This window comes from Streptomyces sp. NPDC054794 (genome assembly GCF_053611585.1).
In genome coordinates, this window is sequence record NZ_JBSHAQ010000015.1 from 45,570 (window position 1) to 59,848 (window position 14,279).

The following is a 14,279-nucleotide window of genomic DNA, read 5'->3' on the forward strand; positions in this document are numbered from 1 at the left end:
CCAGACGGCCAGTACGGTCCAGGCCTCGACGATGTCGTCGTGCCGCCGCAGCGGGTTGCTCCGCCATCGCCACAGCGGACTTCTCACGCTTCTGCCGCCGCGCATCCGTCCGCACCTCCTTCGTCGATGTGGTCACGGTCGGCGAGCCGGGTGAACGGGAGACAAGGTGATCCGCCGGTGGAACCCGGAGCCCTCGTTCACAGCCCGCGCAGCCAGCCGTCCGCCACGCCGTGCAGGGCCTGCTCGGCGGGCCGCAGCCGCTTGTCGTCCAGGCGGTAGGACAGGTGGTCGACGACGTCCACGACACCGTCCAGACGGCGCGCCATGCCGACCGCTACGGCTGTGTCGCTGCGCCGTTCCACCTGGCCGGTGAGGGTGACGACGCCGTTCTCGACGGCGGCCTCGACGGTGTGCGGCGCGATCCAGAGCGTGTGGGCGAAGACCTCCCGTTGCACGTCCCGCCGGATGTCCTCGTCGCCGCGCAGGAAGACCTGAAGCAGGTCATGGCGTGTGACGATGCCGACGAGCCGGTGGTCCTCGTCGACGACGGGCAGCCGTTCGATGCGGTGCTCGGCCATGAGCCGTGCTGCCTCGGTGACGGTGGCGTCGGCGCGCACGGTGACGGCGGCCGACGAGGCCGATCTGCTGGTCGTGGGATCGCGTGGGCTGAGTGGCTTCACCGGGTTCCTCGTCGGTTCGGTCGCCCTCGGGGCGGTCGCGGGGGCGTCGCGGCCCGTCGTCCTGGTGCGGGCGGGGGAGGAGGCGTCGGACGAGCGTCTCCCGGCGGACGACGGGGGCGCTTCGATTCGCACCGGCTACCGGGACGTGGTGCTCGGCATCGACGTCGGGGAGCCGTGCGACGAGGTCATCGAGTTCGCCTTCGAGGCGGCCCGGCTCCGGCATGCCCGGCTGCGGGCCGTGCACGCTGCGCCGCCGCGCCCGGTCCGTTCGGCCTCGGAGAGGGTGACATCGCCCTGGTGGACGAGCCCCGGCGAGCGGACGAGTGGCTCGGCTTCCTCCAGGCCGTACTGCGGGTGTGGCGTGACAAGTACCCGGGTGTGGACGTCAAGGAGACCGTGGTGCAGGACAAACCCGCGAACGTGCTGGTGCGGGCCGCGAGCGGGGCGAGCCTGCTGGTCGTCGGCCACCGTCTCACCCAGCGGCCCATCGGGCCGCGCACCGGGCCCGTCACGCAGGCCGCGATCCATCACGTCGACTGCCCGGTGGCCGTTGTGCCCCACGGATGACGGGGCGCGGGAGAACCTCGCCCCGGCCGAATGGCCCGCCCCCGACTTCCCACCCCCGGCAGCTCGGCGTTCGCCGCCCCGGCGAGCAACGAGGTACCCGGCGGCCTGCGCACTTGCGCGGGCGCCGGGCTCAGCGGTTGACGGTCAGCGGTACGGTGTCGACGATGACGGGCCTGCCGTTCTCGGGCGAGATGAAGTACGCGGTGAGCAGACCGGGTCCCGTGCGGGCCGCCTTGTACGGGAGCGTGACGTCGAACGTCCCACGCGTGCCCGTGCCGGACGAGGCCCGGACCAGCACGTCGGCCGCCGTACGCCCCGAGACGTCCGTCACCTTCAGCCGGAACTCGGCCTCGAAGGTGTCGGCGCTTCCCCGGACCCGCAGGGGACTGCTGATGCCCTCACCCATGAGCGGGGACTCGACCAGGACGGCCGGCGAGACGTCCTCGAAGTCCGCGCGTCCCACAGGGCCGTTGAGGACGATGCCCGCCGCGCCGAAGGACGAGACGGGCTTGCCGTCCAGCTCGAAGCCGACCTTGCGAATACCGGGGTAGCGGGTCACCGTGAACACGACCTGGGCGAGGCGCGCCCGCAGGGAGACGGTGCCGCCGCCGTCGTCGTACCGGCCGGAGAGGTCGACGGTCGCCACCTGGTCGCGGACCGCGACCGAGTGCAGGGTCGTGCCCGGCGGAATGGCCGAGGTGCGGTCGTGCCCCCGTTCGTAGCCGTCGGGGCCGGCCAGCAGGGCGCGGACGGATCCGGCCGCGGTGGCCGGGGCGGTCACGGTACGAGGCGCGGGCGAGATGTGGCCCGCGTGCAGGAGGTACACGGCGGTCGTGATGTGCCGCCCCGCGGCTCCCGTCGAGCCGGTCGCCGGGGCTCGCGGTGCGGTGGCCGACGAGGTGGTACCTGGGGAAGCCGGTCCGCTCGACGTCCCGCCCGACGCTCCTGATCCGGCGGAGGCGGACTCGCCGGGCCGTGCCGATGCCGCCGGTGGCGGACCGGCGGCCGTGCCGCAGGCACCGGCGACGAGGAGCGGCACGGACAGCGCGGCGACGAGCATCACCGGGCCACGCCGACGGGGACACGGGGCTGACCTTCTGCTGTTCATGACGACCTCCTCCACACGTCCAGTGAAGCGCGTACGGCGGCGGCGTCCCAGGGGCCGCATGGCATCGGTTCGGGGCCGAACCGCGGCGGTGCGCCGCTCAGGACCGGCGTCGGCTCGTCGTGGAGGCGGCGAAGGGCTCGTCTCCCGAGCCGGTCAGCGGCGCTCGCTGGTGCGGGGCGCCGCGTCACGCGTGCGGCTCCCGTCCCCGTCCGGCCGGCCCTGGGCGGTTCCGTAGTAGGTGGCGCGCATGAGGTTCTGCATGTCCGCGAGCATGGGCGTGCGCGGGTTGGCGGGTGCGCACTGGTCCTCGTAGGCGTTCAGTGCCTGTTGGGGCAGGGCGTCGAGGAAGGCGCGCTCGTCGATGGATCCCGTCGAGCGCTCTATCGCGGACCGGTGTCGGATCGACCGCCGCGCCACGGCGGTGGGGTGGCCGACCTGCGGGCCGCGTCCCCGCGGTGCTGGGCACGATTCATCCGGCCGCGCAGCCGGTCCGCCAAGCGGTCCGCGAGTTCGCGCGCCGTGGCTTCCCGGGCGTGGACGACCACAAGGGAGTTCGCCACCACGAACTCCGCTTCCGCGGACCAGAGCCGCTCGGCGTGATGCGCAGCCGACTTGACGATCCTCATGACACCGTTGGTGGCACGAGTCCCGGGGCGGTCGAGCACCGCGTCGAGCTTGGCCTGCACTTACGCGAGTTCTTCCGCGCCCACATCCCCCTCCGTCCGCACCTGTACGCCACCGGTGGCGCCGACGTGGGTGCCGATGTCCTTGGCAGTCATGCGATCCACTCACTCTCATCGTTGGGCAGATCCAGACTTCTGCCGGCACCGGCCACGGCCCAGGGCTGTCCGGCCCATGGGCCCCGTGCCATCGGGCCTTCACCGCCACGGTCACCGGCGGTCGGCTCGTCGCGCGGGCGGCCCTGCCGCGGACGACCGTCAGCCCTGGCCGGCCGTGGCAGACTCGGCCATACGCGTGCGGGGCGGCCGGACCCCCTTGGGCCTGCTTGCCCCGAGCACCGAATCATGCGCAGCCTGTACACGAGGCACGCGCGGGTGCCCGAGGCCGACGGGCGGACACCACCGGGCAGACGATCCGGGCCCGCGTGGTGGGTGAGGAGGGCGCGATGAACACACGGCAAGCGGATGAGAAAGCGGCGAGAGACCTCGTCGCGGAGGCCGTGGCCGCACCGTCCATGCACAATGCGCAGCCGTGGCGGTTCCGTTTCGTGACGAGTGAGCGCTCCCTCCTCCTGCTCGCGGATCCGGACCGCGCCATGCCTCGTTCCGACCCCGGAAACCGGGCGCTGCACATCGGCTGTGGGGCGGCGCTTTTCAACTTGCGTGTGGCCGCCGCGCACGCCGGTTTCGCCCCGATGGTCCGCCTGCTGCCGGACCCAGCCGAACCGCTGCTGCTCGCCCGCGTCGAGCTGGGCGGAGCGCCGGGGACCGTGCCGCACGAGGACGACCTCGCCCCCTTGCACTCCGCGATCCACGAGCGGCACACCAGCCGGTACCCCTTCGAGGAGAAAGCCATCCCGGAGGATGTTCAGGCCGCGCTGCGAACGGCGGCCGGCCAGGAGGGTGCCGAGTTGCAGTTTCCCGGGCCTTGGCAAACGGAGACAGTGCTGGAGCTGGTCCACGACGCGGAGAGCCGCGACGCCCTGGATCCGGAGGGGCTGGAGGAACTGCGCCGCTGGACCCGGCTCGGCCCGGAGGCGGACGTCGCCACCGACGGCGTCCCCGAGTACGCGTTCGGGCCTCGGATGCGGGACGGCAGAGCCCCACTGCGTGACTTCGCCGGCCGCCGTCCGGTCGCCGATCGCGGCGCCACCGCCTTCGAGAAGAACCCTCACCTGGCGCTGCTGAGCACGCCGGGCGACGCACCCGCCGACTGGCTGCGCGCGGGCCAGGCGATGGAGCGGGTTCTCCTGGCGGCCACCGCCGCCGGACTCGCCACCTCCCTGACCTCCCATGCCCTGGAGAACCGGGATCTGCGCCTACTGGCTCGTGACCCCGTTACGGGCACCGGGCACGTCCAGATGGTGCTGCGCCTGGGCTACGGCCCCCAGGGGCCCAGCACGCCTCGGCGTCCGGTCCGTGAGGTCCTGGACATCGTCTAGCGGAGGAAGCGGGCGGTTGTTCCGCACGCGGTTCAGGTTTCTCCCTGGATGTAGGCCTTGTACTGAGCGGCGGTGAGGAGTTCTTTCAACTCGGCCGCCTTGGCGGTGGTGAGCTCGACCAGCCAGCCTTCGTCGTACGGATCCGCGTTGACCAGTTCCGGGGATCCCTCCAGCTCCTCATTGACGGCGGCGACCGTGCCGGTCAGGGGCGCGAAGATGTCGGATACGGACTTGACGGACTCCACGAGGCCGAACTGGTTACCGGCTTCGAGTGTGGCGCCGACCTTCGGGAGCTCGACGTAGACGATGTCTCCGAGCTGCTTCTGCGCGTGGTCCGTGATGCCGATGCGCACCCGGCCGTTTCCCGTGGTCTGCACCCATTCGTGTTCCTTGGTGTAGGTGAAGTCGCTGGGGATGTCTGACATGAGGGCCTCCGTACGTCGCTGACGAGGACCGCCGTGCTGCCGGCCTCCGGTGGAAAGCCTTCTACAGATCTTGCGGCGGCGGCGGAATCCGAGTCCGGACGGGTGAGTCCCTTCCGGGAGTCAAGCGACGGTGGCCGGGGAAGCGGCGCGCAGTGGCGCGAGGGCGGTGCTCCAGGCGACGACGTGGTCCAGCAGCGTGTCGAGGGCGGCGACGTGCTGGTCGCCCGGCTTGAAAGTGGTGTGGTTCTCGAAGTCGGTCAACAGCGACAGTGCGACCTGCGGCGCCACAGCGGCCGCGTCGGAGCGGTCGGCCGGGGCCGAGCGCCGGGCGAGGGCCCGGAGGGTTGACAGGCCGGCCAGCACTTGGTCGCGGTGGCGAGCGGACTTCATCCCGGCGGGCAGCCGGGCGAACATCGACATGGTGGGGGAGGCGCGCCGCTCACGCAGCCGGGCGCCCACGTAGGCGGTGAGGGCGTCGACGTGCTCCTCGTCGTAGGCCCACAGGATCCGTCCCGCACAGTGGGTCTGGAGCCACAGCGGCCGCCGGAAGAAGGGGTCTTCGGTGCCGCCGACCACGGCACCGATCAGGCCGACGCCCCGCTGCTCGGCGGTCCAGTCCGCCACCGCGCCGCAGCCGGCGCAGCTGAGACGGCGGGGCTGGAAGAGCAGTTCACTGAAGTACTTCGGCGATGCGAGACCGGGCCGCGGCACAACGAGCGCACGGCCACCGCACCTCGGGCAGACCACGAGCACCCGACTGGTGAACTTGACGAGCCACGTGCCATGGTCGTGGTGACGGGCCTGTTCGGGACGCGCGGGCCGGGAACTCATGCCGGACACTCTGCCAGGCCCGATCCACGCCAAGCGACTGATATCGGTGGCCGCCGAGACCCGGGCCCGAGCTGCGGATCAGCCGGATACCGCAGCTGTGTGACGGTGCGGACACTGCGGCAGCCGTCCGGAACCAGTCCGAGCCACCGTGGGCGCGAGCCGGACGACCACCACAGCGGCCGGTGCGGCGGGCGCCCGTGGTCATGCGTCGGGTGGGCCAGGCGTGGGGCGGGGGGTGTCCAACCGAAGGACGAGTGCGCGCAGGGCACGAAGTTCGGCGTCCAGAGCCTGCGCGCCCTCGCGGGTGAGCGCGATCCATGTGCGGGGACGCCGGCCGGCGTAGCCCTTCTCGACGGTGATGAGATTCGAGTCTTCCAGCACCTTCAGGTGCCTGGAGAGGTTTCCGTCGGTGACGGCCAGTTGCTTCTTCAAGAAGCTGAACTCGACCCGGTCGGCTTCTCGGGCGATGGTGAGAATGCCGAGCCGCACACGCTGGTGGACGGTGTCGTCGAGCGACTGGGTCGGATGGAGTTCTGCCTCTTCATCCCCGGCGGCGGTCGAGTCCTCGACGCTCATGGGGCAACCGTATCCGCATCGGCGGCGCCGGGCGCGGCTCGGTGGCGGGTTGTCGCCCGTTCGGCCAGGCCGGCGAGGAGCAGGATGGCGGCGAGCAGGAGCGCCTTGACCTGCGGTCCGTCGGCCCAGCCGGGGTGGGTGGGGTGCTGCCAGGGCAGCCATCCGGTGCCCCAGGAAGCCCCGAGGTAGCCGGTGAGCAGCAGGGCATGAGCGAGACCGGCGGCCGCCGTGATCCAGCTGCGTTCGGCCAGTGCGAGGGCGAAGAGTCCGATGCCGACCAGGTACCACGGAGAGGCGTAGGCGTTCTCCAGCAGCACGGCCTCCCATGACTGGTGCCTGCCGAACAGCAGGGCCATCAGGGCTGTGGTGATCGCGACGGTGGCAATGGCGGTCGTACGGATCCATATGGCGCGGCGCGGGACGATGCCCCGGGCCTCACCGTGCAGGCGGTACCAGCGGGCGAAGAGGAACCATGCCAGGGGGAGGAGTGCGAACCACACGCCCCAGGCCGCGAAGCGCAGGACGGCGCCGTCGAACTCGCCCTTCAAGCACGGCGTTCCGGGTTCATGGACGACACACAGGCCGGTCAACTCGGCGTAGGCGAAGGTCGGATAGGACATGATGGAGCGTCCGTGGGCTCCGAAATTGAAGGCGTACCGGGCGATCGGAACGGCTGCCAGCGCCAGGAGGCCGAAGCCGAGGAGGCCGACCCACGAGTTGTGCATCTGCGCGCGGGTCCTCGCCCGCAAGCCTTCCGCCGCCGCCAACAGGCCGGCCGCGTTCGCCCTCGGTTCGGATCCCGAGCTGCTCAGTGACGGTGTTCCCACGATGTCCCCCTGTTTGTTCCCGTTTCGGCAGCGCTGAGAAGTGGGCAGTTGGTCGGCCGCCCACAGCTCCAACTTTGCAACGCAAAGTACATGGTGGTCAAGAGTGAGTTGCTGCGGCGCCGCGGCACGCGTACCCGCACTTGGAGGCAGGGCAATGAAGCGGCGTCCAGCGATCGCCATGCGCCAAGGAGCTATCCCGCGTGCGCCGTTGAGCGTTGAGCGGTCTCCGACGATGCGCGGGTTGCCGGGCCGAACACGCCCCGGGGATCGCCGGTGATGCTGCGGTCGTGCGGGTACTGGACGACTCCACGGAGGGTTGCGTCGTCGAAGAGGCCGGTGGCGGAGACGTACGTGAAACCTTGGCCGTGCAGGAATGGTTGGAGGCGCTTGACGTCAGGGCCGGTGTCGCCTCGGGCGATCGAGTGGGTGCAACGGGAAGGGGAGTTGTGGCAGTGGGTTGAGAGCGGCTGACTGGGGGACGTGGATGCCGATGTCGGCTGTCTGCTGGGTCTGGAAGAAACCGGCGCGGGTTCGGTCGGCGGTGTAGAGGGACTGTCCGAAGGGGCTGACGAGGCCGACGGCTGCCTCATGCCGGTGGAGCCCGCAATCGGCGCCCTTCCCTGAGTGGCCGGAGGGTCGTCCGTGCAGCCACTGCTCAGCGCCGCGGTCAACGCTGCCGCCGCCAGCAGGCCGACTCCTAGAGCCTCCGAGCACAGTAGGGGCGACTGGTTCCACTTTGCCGCGCGGCGACGGCGACGCCGCCTGCGCCCGCGCGTGTGTCCGTGTCTGGGTCGGGGGTGCACCGCCGGCCCCCTCCAGGAGCGGCGAACCGATCGTGGTCTCGGCCACGGCCTTCTGCTCGTCGAGGAGCCGAGCCTGTGGCACATCCGCCACTTGGTGCTGAAGTACCGGACGGACGAAGCGCGTACATGGCTCCGGAGCGACACCGTGCGCAGGCCTTGATTGATTCATTCCAAAGATTGCTTTCCTGAACAGCCCAGGACAGACGTCCATCGCTGGGGCTGTCTCGACGACAGCTTTAGCGATGCGTGCCGTTGGTTGCGCCTGCTCTCAAGTTCGTTACTGGCTCGGCGCCTTATCGGGCCATCCCTGTTCCTGCAGTGTTTGCCTGAGATGCCGTAGTCCGTGGTATATCCGCGACTTCACGGTGTCGTGGGGGAGGCCCAGCGCCTCTGCCGTCTGGCGGGTGGTGCGTCCAGCCGCATAGGACTCGACGATGGCCTCGCGATACGTGGGCGGCAGGCTGGCCAGGGCCTGCGCGATGGCCGTGGTCGCCTGCCTGCGGTAGTAAGAGCCGTGGATCATCATGTTTCCGGTATTTCATTCGGGCGCGAAGTCAGGGTATGAAGTGGCCGCCCTGGACGGTGAAATGTGTTGTCACACATACGTTTAGTCTCCTTGAAGGGAGAGGGTAATCGCAGCGGTATCGACCCGTTCCTTATGGGATCAAGCCATGAGCATGCTACTCAGGCGACGCGCTGTAACCCTTAGTAACGTATGGTCAGGCGGCCAGGCTTATGGCTTGCTTAAGGAATCCTTGAGGTTGCGGTCTGTCCTGTAACCGCCCTCGCCCGTTGCGGCGGGCAGGTGATGGCGTCGGTCGGCAGACGTCCCCGGTCCGTAAGACTTCAAGTGTTCCGGAACGGCCTCCTGCCGAGTGGGATGGAGAGCATGAAACTGCGTGTCTCTCCGCCGGTGTTCAAGGGCAGGCTGCATGACGCCCGCACGGCGACCTCGATCGGCCGGTGGCTGGGGGCGGCCTTCACCGTCTGCTTCCTCACCGGTCTGATCAGTCACTTCATGCAACATCCGCCGGACTGGCTGGCCGACCACATTCCCAGCCGTCCGGCATGGGGCTATCGGGTCTCTCAGGGCCTGCATGTCGCCTCCGGCATCGCGGCGATTCCGCTGCTGCTGGCCAAGTTGTGGACCGTGTATCCGCGCCTGTTCGAGTGGCCGCCAGTGCGGTCGGTGCGGCACGCGCTGGAGCGATTGTCGATCGCGGTGCTCGTCGCCGGGGCCGGATTCGAGTTGGCGACCGGTCTGCTGAACACGGCCCAGTGGTATCCGTGGCCCTTCTCGTTCGTGCCGGTCCACTACGCGGTGGCGTGGCTGGTGGTCGGGGCCCTGTGCCTGCACATCGCGGTCAAGGCGCCCGAGATTCGTACACATTGGAGCCGACGGTCGTCAGGGACGCTCGCTCTGCCACCGCAGGACGGCCCGGAACGTCGGTCGCTGCTCGCCGCGGTGGGTGCGGCCGTGGGTGCCGTCACCCTCACCACGGTCGGCCAGTCCTTCACTCCTCTGAAGGACTTGGTCCTGCTGGCGCCTCGCCAGCCGGACCACGGCCCGCAGGCACTGCCCGTCAACCGGACCGCCGAGGCCGCCGGGGTCGGCCGGATCGCGGACGAGGAGTACCGCCTGGTGGTGGCCGGGCCGCGACCGTACACCCTGACGCTGGCAGAACTGCGTGCGCTGCCTCAACACGAGGTGGAGTTGCCCATCGCCTGTGTGGAGGGCTGGAGCAAATCCGCGCACTGGACCGGCGTGCGGGTCGTGGACCTGCTGGAGCGGGCGGACGCGCCCGCGCATGCGCGGGTGAGGGTGGTGTCACTGCAACTGCGCGGCGGATACCGGGTGTCGGAGATGGGACACGAGCACGCACGAGATCCCCTGACCCTGCTCGCCCTGCGCCTGAACGGCGAGGAACTCGCTCCCGACCACGGCTACCCGGCGCGGCTCATCGCCCCCGACCGTCCCGGTGTACTGCAGACCAAGTGGGTGGGCCGACTTGAGGTGCTGGCATGAAGGTGACGCGCTTCCTCGCGGGTGCGGGTGGCCTGGCGCTCATGGGCGTCGGCGTGTCCCTGCTGATGGACGTCCGTGACCTGACCGGCGTGCTGGTCTGGTTGGGCGGGGCCGTGGTGCTGCACGACGCGTTGATCGCCCCGTTGGTGCTGCTGGTGGGGCTGCTCCTGGTGCGCGGCGGTGTGCGCGGTGGCCTGCGCGGGCCGGTGCGCGGGGCCCTGGTGGTCGCGGGTGCGTTGACCGTGGTGGCGCTGCCGGTATTGCTGCGGCCGGGCCCGAGGGCCAACTCGTCTGTGCTGCCCCTGGATTATCCGCGCAACTGGCTGATCGCACTGGTGGCTGTGGCCATGGTGACGGTGCTGACGATGGCCGTGCGAAGACTCGCCCGCGGCCGGCGGCCACCGTCGTGAGCAAGGCCGGGGCACATCCCGATCCGCCGTCTTACGGGTGTCTTACGCGTTGCCGGCAGCGGCGCTGCGCGGCGGACCGGCCTCCTACGGTGACCGGATGCGAAACCTCCGAGTTCTTCGTACGACTGCCCTGGTGACAGCCGCTCCACTGGTGCTGGCCGTCGCCGGTCTGGTGCACCCCCGGCACCTGACGGCGGCGACGGCGGGCCAGTGGGCGGGACTGCACATAGCCCTGCTGGCCGTGTTCCCCTTGATCGCCCTGGGCCTGGTGGTGCCGTTGTGGGGCAGACCGCGCCGTGATGCCGAGGGGGCGTTGACGGTCCTCGCCTGGGCCGGGTGCCTCTGCTACGCCGTCTACTACTCCGGGCTCGACGCGGTTGCCGGGATCTCCGCCGGTACCGTGGTGGGCCACGGCGTCCACGGGGCGGCCGGGCGGCTGTTCACGACCGGCGACGCGCTCGGCCGGGCGGGGGTGTACGGACTGACCGTCGCCTCTCTCGCCACGTGCGCGGTGCTCGTGCGGCGGCACGGGGTACGGATACTGCCGGGTGCGATGGTGCTGCTCGCCGCCTGCTGGTCGTTCGTCGACAGTCACATCTTCTGGCCCCGGGGCGTGTTCACCATGCTGGGCTTCGCGGTGGCCTTCGCCTTGCTGACGGTGGCTACGGCGTTCCCGGCACGGCCGGACGCGAAGGCCAGGATGTGCGGAACCGCCTCGCGCAGACTGACGAAGTGACGATGTACGCCCTCGACCGCGACGGCGGCGTTCACGCCCCACACCGTCATCCCACTGCGCAACCCGGACTGTACTCCGGACGGGGCGTCCTCGATGACCAGGCAGTCTTCCGGTGCGGCACCGAGCCGTGCGGCGGCCTGCAGATACGGGACGGGAGAGGGCTTGCCCTCCTCGACAGCGGCCGCGTCCACGATCACGCTCGGCATCGGCAAGCCCGTTCGTAGGAAGCGGCCCCGCACCCGGTGCTCATAGTTCGAGGTCACCAGCGCCCAGGACCCGGATGGCAGGCCGCGCAGCAGCTCCGAGGCGCCGTCGAAAGCCGCGTAGACGCCGGACCGGACGTCCTCGTCCTCCAACTCGTGCAGCGCGGCGAGGCACTCGCTCGGATCCTCGTCCGCAGCGACCTGGGCGAACGTCTCCAACGGCCGTGTCCGCAGGGCCACGTGATAGACCTCGTCGGCATCCTTCCCGTACCGCTCCGCCCAGGCTGCCCAGACCCGGCGCTGGTTGCTCACCGCGTCGATCAACGTGCCGTCGACATCGAACAGGACGTACCTCGTGCGGTCGGGCCCTGCGGGTTCACCATTCACCCGTTGATCATGTCAGGCGGTGCTCCGCGCAGGTACGAGCGGGACCGCTAAGCCCGTCCGCTCCAAAACGGAGCGCGGAAGCGCCGTCGCGCTGCGAAACTGTCCCGATGATCACCGTGCCCACTGCTGTGCTGGATTCGTTGTACGGGCTCGCGTTCGGCGACGCCTTCGGTGACCGTTGGTTCGGCATCCTGCGCCGGGACGGTCAGGCAGGCCTTGAGGCGCGGACGCTGCCCCCGGAACCGCTGTGGCGTTGGAGTGACGACACCGCCCAGGCGCTCGTTCTCGTACGGGAACTCGCCGAGGGCGGCGGCATCGTCGACCAGGACCGCCTCGCCCTACGCTTCGCGGCGGCCTACGCCGACGACACGCACCGCGGGTACGGAGCGTCGATGCATGACGTGCTCCGCCGGATCGGCGCGGGCGAGCCCTGGCAGGAGGTGGTCGCCGGGCAGTTCGGCGGTCAAGGCTCCTGGGGCAACGGCGCGGCCATGCGCGCCGCCCCGCTCGGCGCCTGGCACTCCGCCGACCTCGATGCGGTCGCTGAGCAGGCCGCTCGCCAGGGCGCGGTCTCGCACCATCACCCGGAGGCGCTCGCCGGAGCGATGGCGGTCGCCCTCGCCGCGGCGCTGGCCACCCGCAGCCGGGGCGGGCACACCCCGGCCAGGTCGGACTTTCTTCAGGCGGTCGCCGAACGACTCCCCGACAGCGACGTCCGGTCGGGAGTGCGGATCGCGGCCCGGATGCCGGAGCGCACCTCGGTCCGGCACGCCGCGGAGGTCCTGGGCTCCGGCTACCGGATGTCAGGGCCCGACACCGTCCCGTACGCCTTGTGGTGCGCGGCGGGGCACCTCGACGACCTGCAGGAGGGACTGTGGGTCACGGTCGCCGGGCGCGGCGACATCGACACCACCTGCGCCATCGCGGGCGGGGTGATCGCCGCGCGCACAGGCGTCGCCGCGCTCCCCCCTGCCTGGCACGCGGCCTGTGAACCGCTGCCGCCGGTCGTGACGGAGTAGGAACTCCCATGGGGATGAGTTCGGGCGTCTCCATAGGAACACCGGCGTCAGCGATCCGTAAGAACCTCAAATCCCTTATGTCTGCTTTGCGTTCGTAGGGTGAGTGGGGTGATCGAGACTTCCCCCGTCCCCGTCCCCGTCCCCGCCCCCGTCCTGGTGGACGTCGTACTGCCCTGCCTCGACGAGGCCGATGCCCTGCCCTGGGTGCTGGACCGGATTCCGCCCGGCTGGCGGGCGATCGTCGTGGACAACGGGTCCACCGACGGTTCCCCCGACATCGCCCGCTCCCTCGGCGCGTACGTCGTCCACGAGCCGCGCCGTGGCTTCGGCGCCGCCTGTCACGCCGGTCTTACCGCCGCCACGGCCGATGTCGTCTGCTTCAGCGACTGCGACGGCTCCCTCGACCCCGGCCTGCTGCCCCAGGTCGCCGGGCCCGTCCTCGACGGCTCCGCCGACCTGGTCCTGGGCCGCCGCCGGCCCACCACCGTCGGTGCCTGGCCGGTCCATGCCCGGCTGGCCAACCTGGAGTTGGCCCGCCTGGTTCGCCGCCGCACCGGCCTGCGCCTGCGCGATCTCGGCCCCATGCGCGCGGCTCGCCGGGACGCGCTGACGGCCCTTGACCTGACCGATCGACGCTCCGGCTATCCGCTGCAGATGGTGGTCCGCGCCGCCGATGCCGACTGGCGCGTGCAGGAGACGGATGTGCCGTACCAGCCGCGCACGGGCCGGTCCAAGGTCACCGGCACCTGGCGGGGAACTTGGCAGGCGGTACGGGACATGCGCGCCGTCCTTGCCGAGCGGCCCAGCACCGGCCCGGCCGCGGCGGTCGCGGGAGCCAAGAGAGCCACAGGAGCCGCGGAGGTCACGGAAGTCACGGGGGTCGCGCGATGAGCGCCGCCGTGGGGCCGGCCACGCTGCTGGTCATCGCCAAGGAGCCGGTGCCGGGGCGGGTCAAGACCCGGCTGACCCCGCCCTACACGTCCCAGGAAGCCGCGGCCCTGGCCGAGGCGGCGCTCACCGACACCCTCCACACGGTGCTCCGGGCCCCCGCCCGGCGCCGGGTCCTCGTCCTCGACGGGACCCCCGGTCCCTGGCTGCCGCCGGGCTTCGAGGTGGCGGCGCAGGTATCCGGGGGCCTGGACGAGCGGATAGTGGGTGCCTTCGAGCTCTGCGACGACGGCCCGGCCCTGCTGGTGGGCATGGACACCCCGCAAATGCCCGTGGACCTGCTGTCCCGCGTCGGCCAGGACGGCCTCGACGCCTGGTTCGGTCCGGCCTCCGACGGCGGCTTCTGGGCCTTGGGCCTCGCCGCACCGGCCCGCGCCCGGTCGCTCGTACGAGGCGTGCCCATGTCCACCGACCGCACGGGGGCCATCCAGCGTCTGAGACTGGCTCAGGCAAGGCTGACGGTCCGTGACCTGCCGTCGCTGCGGGACGTCGACACCGCGGCCGACGCCGCCGCGGTGGCCGGCCTCTGCCCGCCCTCGTCTCGTTTCGCCACCACCATGGCCTCACTCGCACAGGCCGTCCGATGAGCGGCACGGCAAGTGGCACGGCCA

General features: G+C 70.9%; 16 protein-coding genes and 2 pseudogenes. 8 read left to right on the forward strand and 10 right to left on the reverse strand.

The features are described 5' to 3' along the window. Positions 1–197: 197 nt before the first annotated feature. Positions 198–578: a BON domain-containing protein gene (locus ACWGKT_RS17800; RefSeq protein ID WP_453274376.1), complete on the reverse strand. Its 381-nt coding sequence runs from the start codon at positions 576–578 to the stop codon at positions 198–200. A gap of 25 nt (positions 579–603) precedes the next feature. On the opposite strand from ACWGKT_RS17800, the pseudogene ACWGKT_RS17805 reads away from it, so the two are divergent. Next, positions 604–1,247: pseudogene (locus ACWGKT_RS17805) on the forward strand (universal stress protein); the annotation flags it as partial. 130 nt (positions 1,248–1,377) lie between these two features. Here ACWGKT_RS17805 and ACWGKT_RS17810 read toward each other — a convergent pair. From ACWGKT_RS17810 to ACWGKT_RS17820, 3 genes and pseudogenes are all read right to left on the reverse strand, one after another. Next, the gene (locus ACWGKT_RS17810; RefSeq protein WP_453274377.1) at positions 1,378–2,355 is read right to left on the reverse strand and encodes a GerMN domain-containing protein; all 978 of its coding nucleotides are present in this window, start codon (positions 2,353–2,355) and stop codon (positions 1,378–1,380) included. A gap of 153 nt (positions 2,356–2,508) precedes the next feature. Further along, positions 2,509–2,718, reverse strand: a pseudogene (locus ACWGKT_RS17815) (alcohol dehydrogenase); the annotation flags it as partial. Positions 2,719–2,735: 17 nt separating this feature from the next. Then, a complete protein-coding gene (locus tag ACWGKT_RS17820; protein ID WP_453274378.1) occupies positions 2,736–2,981 on the reverse strand; it encodes a hypothetical protein in 246 nt (81 codons plus the stop codon). Positions 2,982–3,481: 500 nt separating this feature from the next. On the opposite strand from ACWGKT_RS17820, the gene ACWGKT_RS17825 reads away from it, so the two are divergent. Continuing rightward, positions 3,482–4,477, forward strand: coding sequence for an Acg family FMN-binding oxidoreductase (locus ACWGKT_RS17825; RefSeq protein ID WP_453274379.1), 996 nt, complete (start codon positions 3,482–3,484; stop codon positions 4,475–4,477). A 32-nt stretch (positions 4,478–4,509) separates the two neighbouring features. On the opposite strand, the gene gcvH is transcribed toward ACWGKT_RS17825, so the two are convergent. From gcvH to ACWGKT_RS17845, 4 genes are all read right to left on the reverse strand, one after another. Continuing rightward, the gene (gene gcvH, locus ACWGKT_RS17830; RefSeq protein ID WP_356151285.1) at positions 4,510–4,902 is read right to left on the reverse strand and encodes a glycine cleavage system protein GcvH; all 393 of its coding nucleotides are present in this window, start codon (positions 4,900–4,902) and stop codon (positions 4,510–4,512) included. Between the two features lie 120 nt (positions 4,903–5,022). Further along, a complete protein-coding gene (locus ACWGKT_RS17835) occupies positions 5,023–5,733 on the reverse strand; it encodes a hypothetical protein (protein WP_453274380.1) in 711 nt (236 codons plus the stop codon). A 201-nt stretch (positions 5,734–5,934) separates the two neighbouring features. Next, positions 5,935–6,309: a winged helix-turn-helix domain-containing protein gene (locus tag ACWGKT_RS17840; protein WP_356151277.1), complete on the reverse strand. Its 375-nt coding sequence runs from the start codon at positions 6,307–6,309 to the stop codon at positions 5,935–5,937. Further along, the gene (locus tag ACWGKT_RS17845; protein ID WP_453274381.1) at positions 6,306–7,034 is read right to left on the reverse strand and encodes a hypothetical protein; all 729 of its coding nucleotides are present in this window, start codon (positions 7,032–7,034) and stop codon (positions 6,306–6,308) included. Before ACWGKT_RS17845 ends, ACWGKT_RS17840 begins: the two co-directional genes overlap by 4 nt. Positions 7,035–7,616: 582 nt before the next feature. Here ACWGKT_RS17845 and ACWGKT_RS17850 point away from each other — a divergent pair. Then, complete coding sequence (locus ACWGKT_RS17850) at positions 7,617–7,760, forward strand: hypothetical protein (protein ID WP_356151273.1); 144 nt, start codon at positions 7,617–7,619, stop codon at positions 7,758–7,760. 456 nt (positions 7,761–8,216) lie between these two features. Here ACWGKT_RS17850 and ACWGKT_RS17855 read toward each other — a convergent pair whose 3' ends face one another. After that, positions 8,217–8,465 carry a sigma factor-like helix-turn-helix DNA-binding protein gene (locus ACWGKT_RS17855; RefSeq protein ID WP_453274382.1) on the reverse strand — a complete coding sequence of 83 codons (249 nt, stop codon included), beginning with the start codon at positions 8,463–8,465 and terminating at the stop codon, positions 8,217–8,219. A 354-nt stretch (positions 8,466–8,819) separates the two neighbouring features. Between ACWGKT_RS17855 and ACWGKT_RS17860 the strand changes: the two genes are divergently transcribed. After that, positions 8,820–9,965, forward strand: a complete 1,146-nt coding sequence (locus ACWGKT_RS17860) for a molybdopterin-dependent oxidoreductase (RefSeq protein ID WP_453274383.1) — start codon at positions 8,820–8,822, stop codon at positions 9,963–9,965. Further along, positions 9,962–10,375, forward strand: coding sequence for a hypothetical protein (locus ACWGKT_RS17865; RefSeq protein WP_356151270.1), 414 nt, complete (start codon positions 9,962–9,964; stop codon positions 10,373–10,375). The genes ACWGKT_RS17860 and ACWGKT_RS17865 overlap by 4 nt, the downstream gene beginning before the upstream one ends. 591 nt (positions 10,376–10,966) lie before the next feature. On the opposite strand, the gene ACWGKT_RS17870 is transcribed toward ACWGKT_RS17865, so the two are convergent. After that, positions 10,967–11,701, reverse strand: coding sequence for an HAD family hydrolase (locus tag ACWGKT_RS17870; RefSeq protein WP_453274384.1), 735 nt, complete (start codon positions 11,699–11,701; stop codon positions 10,967–10,969). 107 nt (positions 11,702–11,808) lie between these two features. On the opposite strand from ACWGKT_RS17870, the gene ACWGKT_RS17875 reads away from it, so the two are divergent. The 3 genes from ACWGKT_RS17875 to ACWGKT_RS17885 all read left to right on the forward strand — a co-directional run bounded on the left by ACWGKT_RS17875 (position 11,809) and on the right by ACWGKT_RS17885 (position 14,255). Next, positions 11,809–12,720 carry an ADP-ribosylglycohydrolase family protein gene (locus ACWGKT_RS17875; protein ID WP_453274385.1) on the forward strand — a complete coding sequence of 304 codons (912 nt, stop codon included), beginning with the start codon at positions 11,809–11,811 and terminating at the stop codon, positions 12,718–12,720. 108 nt (positions 12,721–12,828) lie between these two features. Continuing rightward, entirely contained in the window at positions 12,829–13,611 is a 783-nt protein-coding gene (locus ACWGKT_RS17880; RefSeq protein WP_453274386.1) for a glycosyltransferase family 2 protein, read from the forward strand. Continuing rightward, positions 13,608–14,255 (forward strand): TIGR04282 family arsenosugar biosynthesis glycosyltransferase, encoded by a 648-nt coding sequence (locus ACWGKT_RS17885; RefSeq protein ID WP_453274387.1) that lies wholly within the window; start codon positions 13,608–13,610, stop codon positions 14,253–14,255. The genes ACWGKT_RS17880 and ACWGKT_RS17885 overlap by 4 nt, the downstream gene beginning before the upstream one ends. Positions 14,256–14,279: the final 24 nt, after the last annotated feature.

What these genes read in the sequence shown, in the direction of transcription:
- ACWGKT_RS17840 (WP_356151277.1), bottom strand. Translation starts at nt 6,309, where the DNA reads ATGAGCGTCGAGGACTCGACCGCCGCCGGGGATGAAGAGGCAGAACTC.
- ACWGKT_RS17860 (WP_453274383.1), top strand. Translation starts at nt 8,820, where the DNA reads ATGGAGAGCATGAAACTGCGTGTCTCTCCGCCGGTGTTCAAGGGCAGG.
- ACWGKT_RS17875 (WP_453274385.1), top strand. Translation starts at nt 11,809, where the DNA reads ATGATCACCGTGCCCACTGCTGTGCTGGATTCGTTGTACGGGCTCGCG.
- ACWGKT_RS17845 (WP_453274381.1), bottom strand. Translation starts at nt 7,034, where the DNA reads ATGCACAACTCGTGGGTCGGCCTCCTCGGCTTCGGCCTCCTGGCGCTG.
- ACWGKT_RS17800 (WP_453274376.1), bottom strand. Translation starts at nt 578, where the DNA reads ATGGCCGAGCACCGCATCGAACGGCTGCCCGTCGTCGACGAGGACCAC.
- ACWGKT_RS17885 (WP_453274387.1), top strand. Translation starts at nt 13,608, where the DNA reads ATGAGCGCCGCCGTGGGGCCGGCCACGCTGCTGGTCATCGCCAAGGAG.
- ACWGKT_RS17825 (WP_453274379.1), top strand. Translation starts at nt 3,482, where the DNA reads ATGAACACACGGCAAGCGGATGAGAAAGCGGCGAGAGACCTCGTCGCG.
- ACWGKT_RS17810 (WP_453274377.1), bottom strand. Translation starts at nt 2,355, where the DNA reads ATGAACAGCAGAAGGTCAGCCCCGTGTCCCCGTCGGCGTGGCCCGGTG.
- ACWGKT_RS17820 (WP_453274378.1), bottom strand. Translation starts at nt 2,981, where the DNA reads ATGAGGATCGTCAAGTCGGCTGCGCATCACGCCGAGCGGCTCTGGTCC.
- gcvH (WP_356151285.1), bottom strand. Translation starts at nt 4,902, where the DNA reads ATGTCAGACATCCCCAGCGACTTCACCTACACCAAGGAACACGAATGG.
- ACWGKT_RS17865 (WP_356151270.1), top strand. Translation starts at nt 9,962, where the DNA reads ATGAAGGTGACGCGCTTCCTCGCGGGTGCGGGTGGCCTGGCGCTCATG.
- ACWGKT_RS17835 (WP_453274380.1), bottom strand. Translation starts at nt 5,733, where the DNA reads ATGAGTTCCCGGCCCGCGCGTCCCGAACAGGCCCGTCACCACGACCAT.
- ACWGKT_RS17855 (WP_453274382.1), bottom strand. Translation starts at nt 8,465, where the DNA reads ATGATGATCCACGGCTCTTACTACCGCAGGCAGGCGACCACGGCCATC.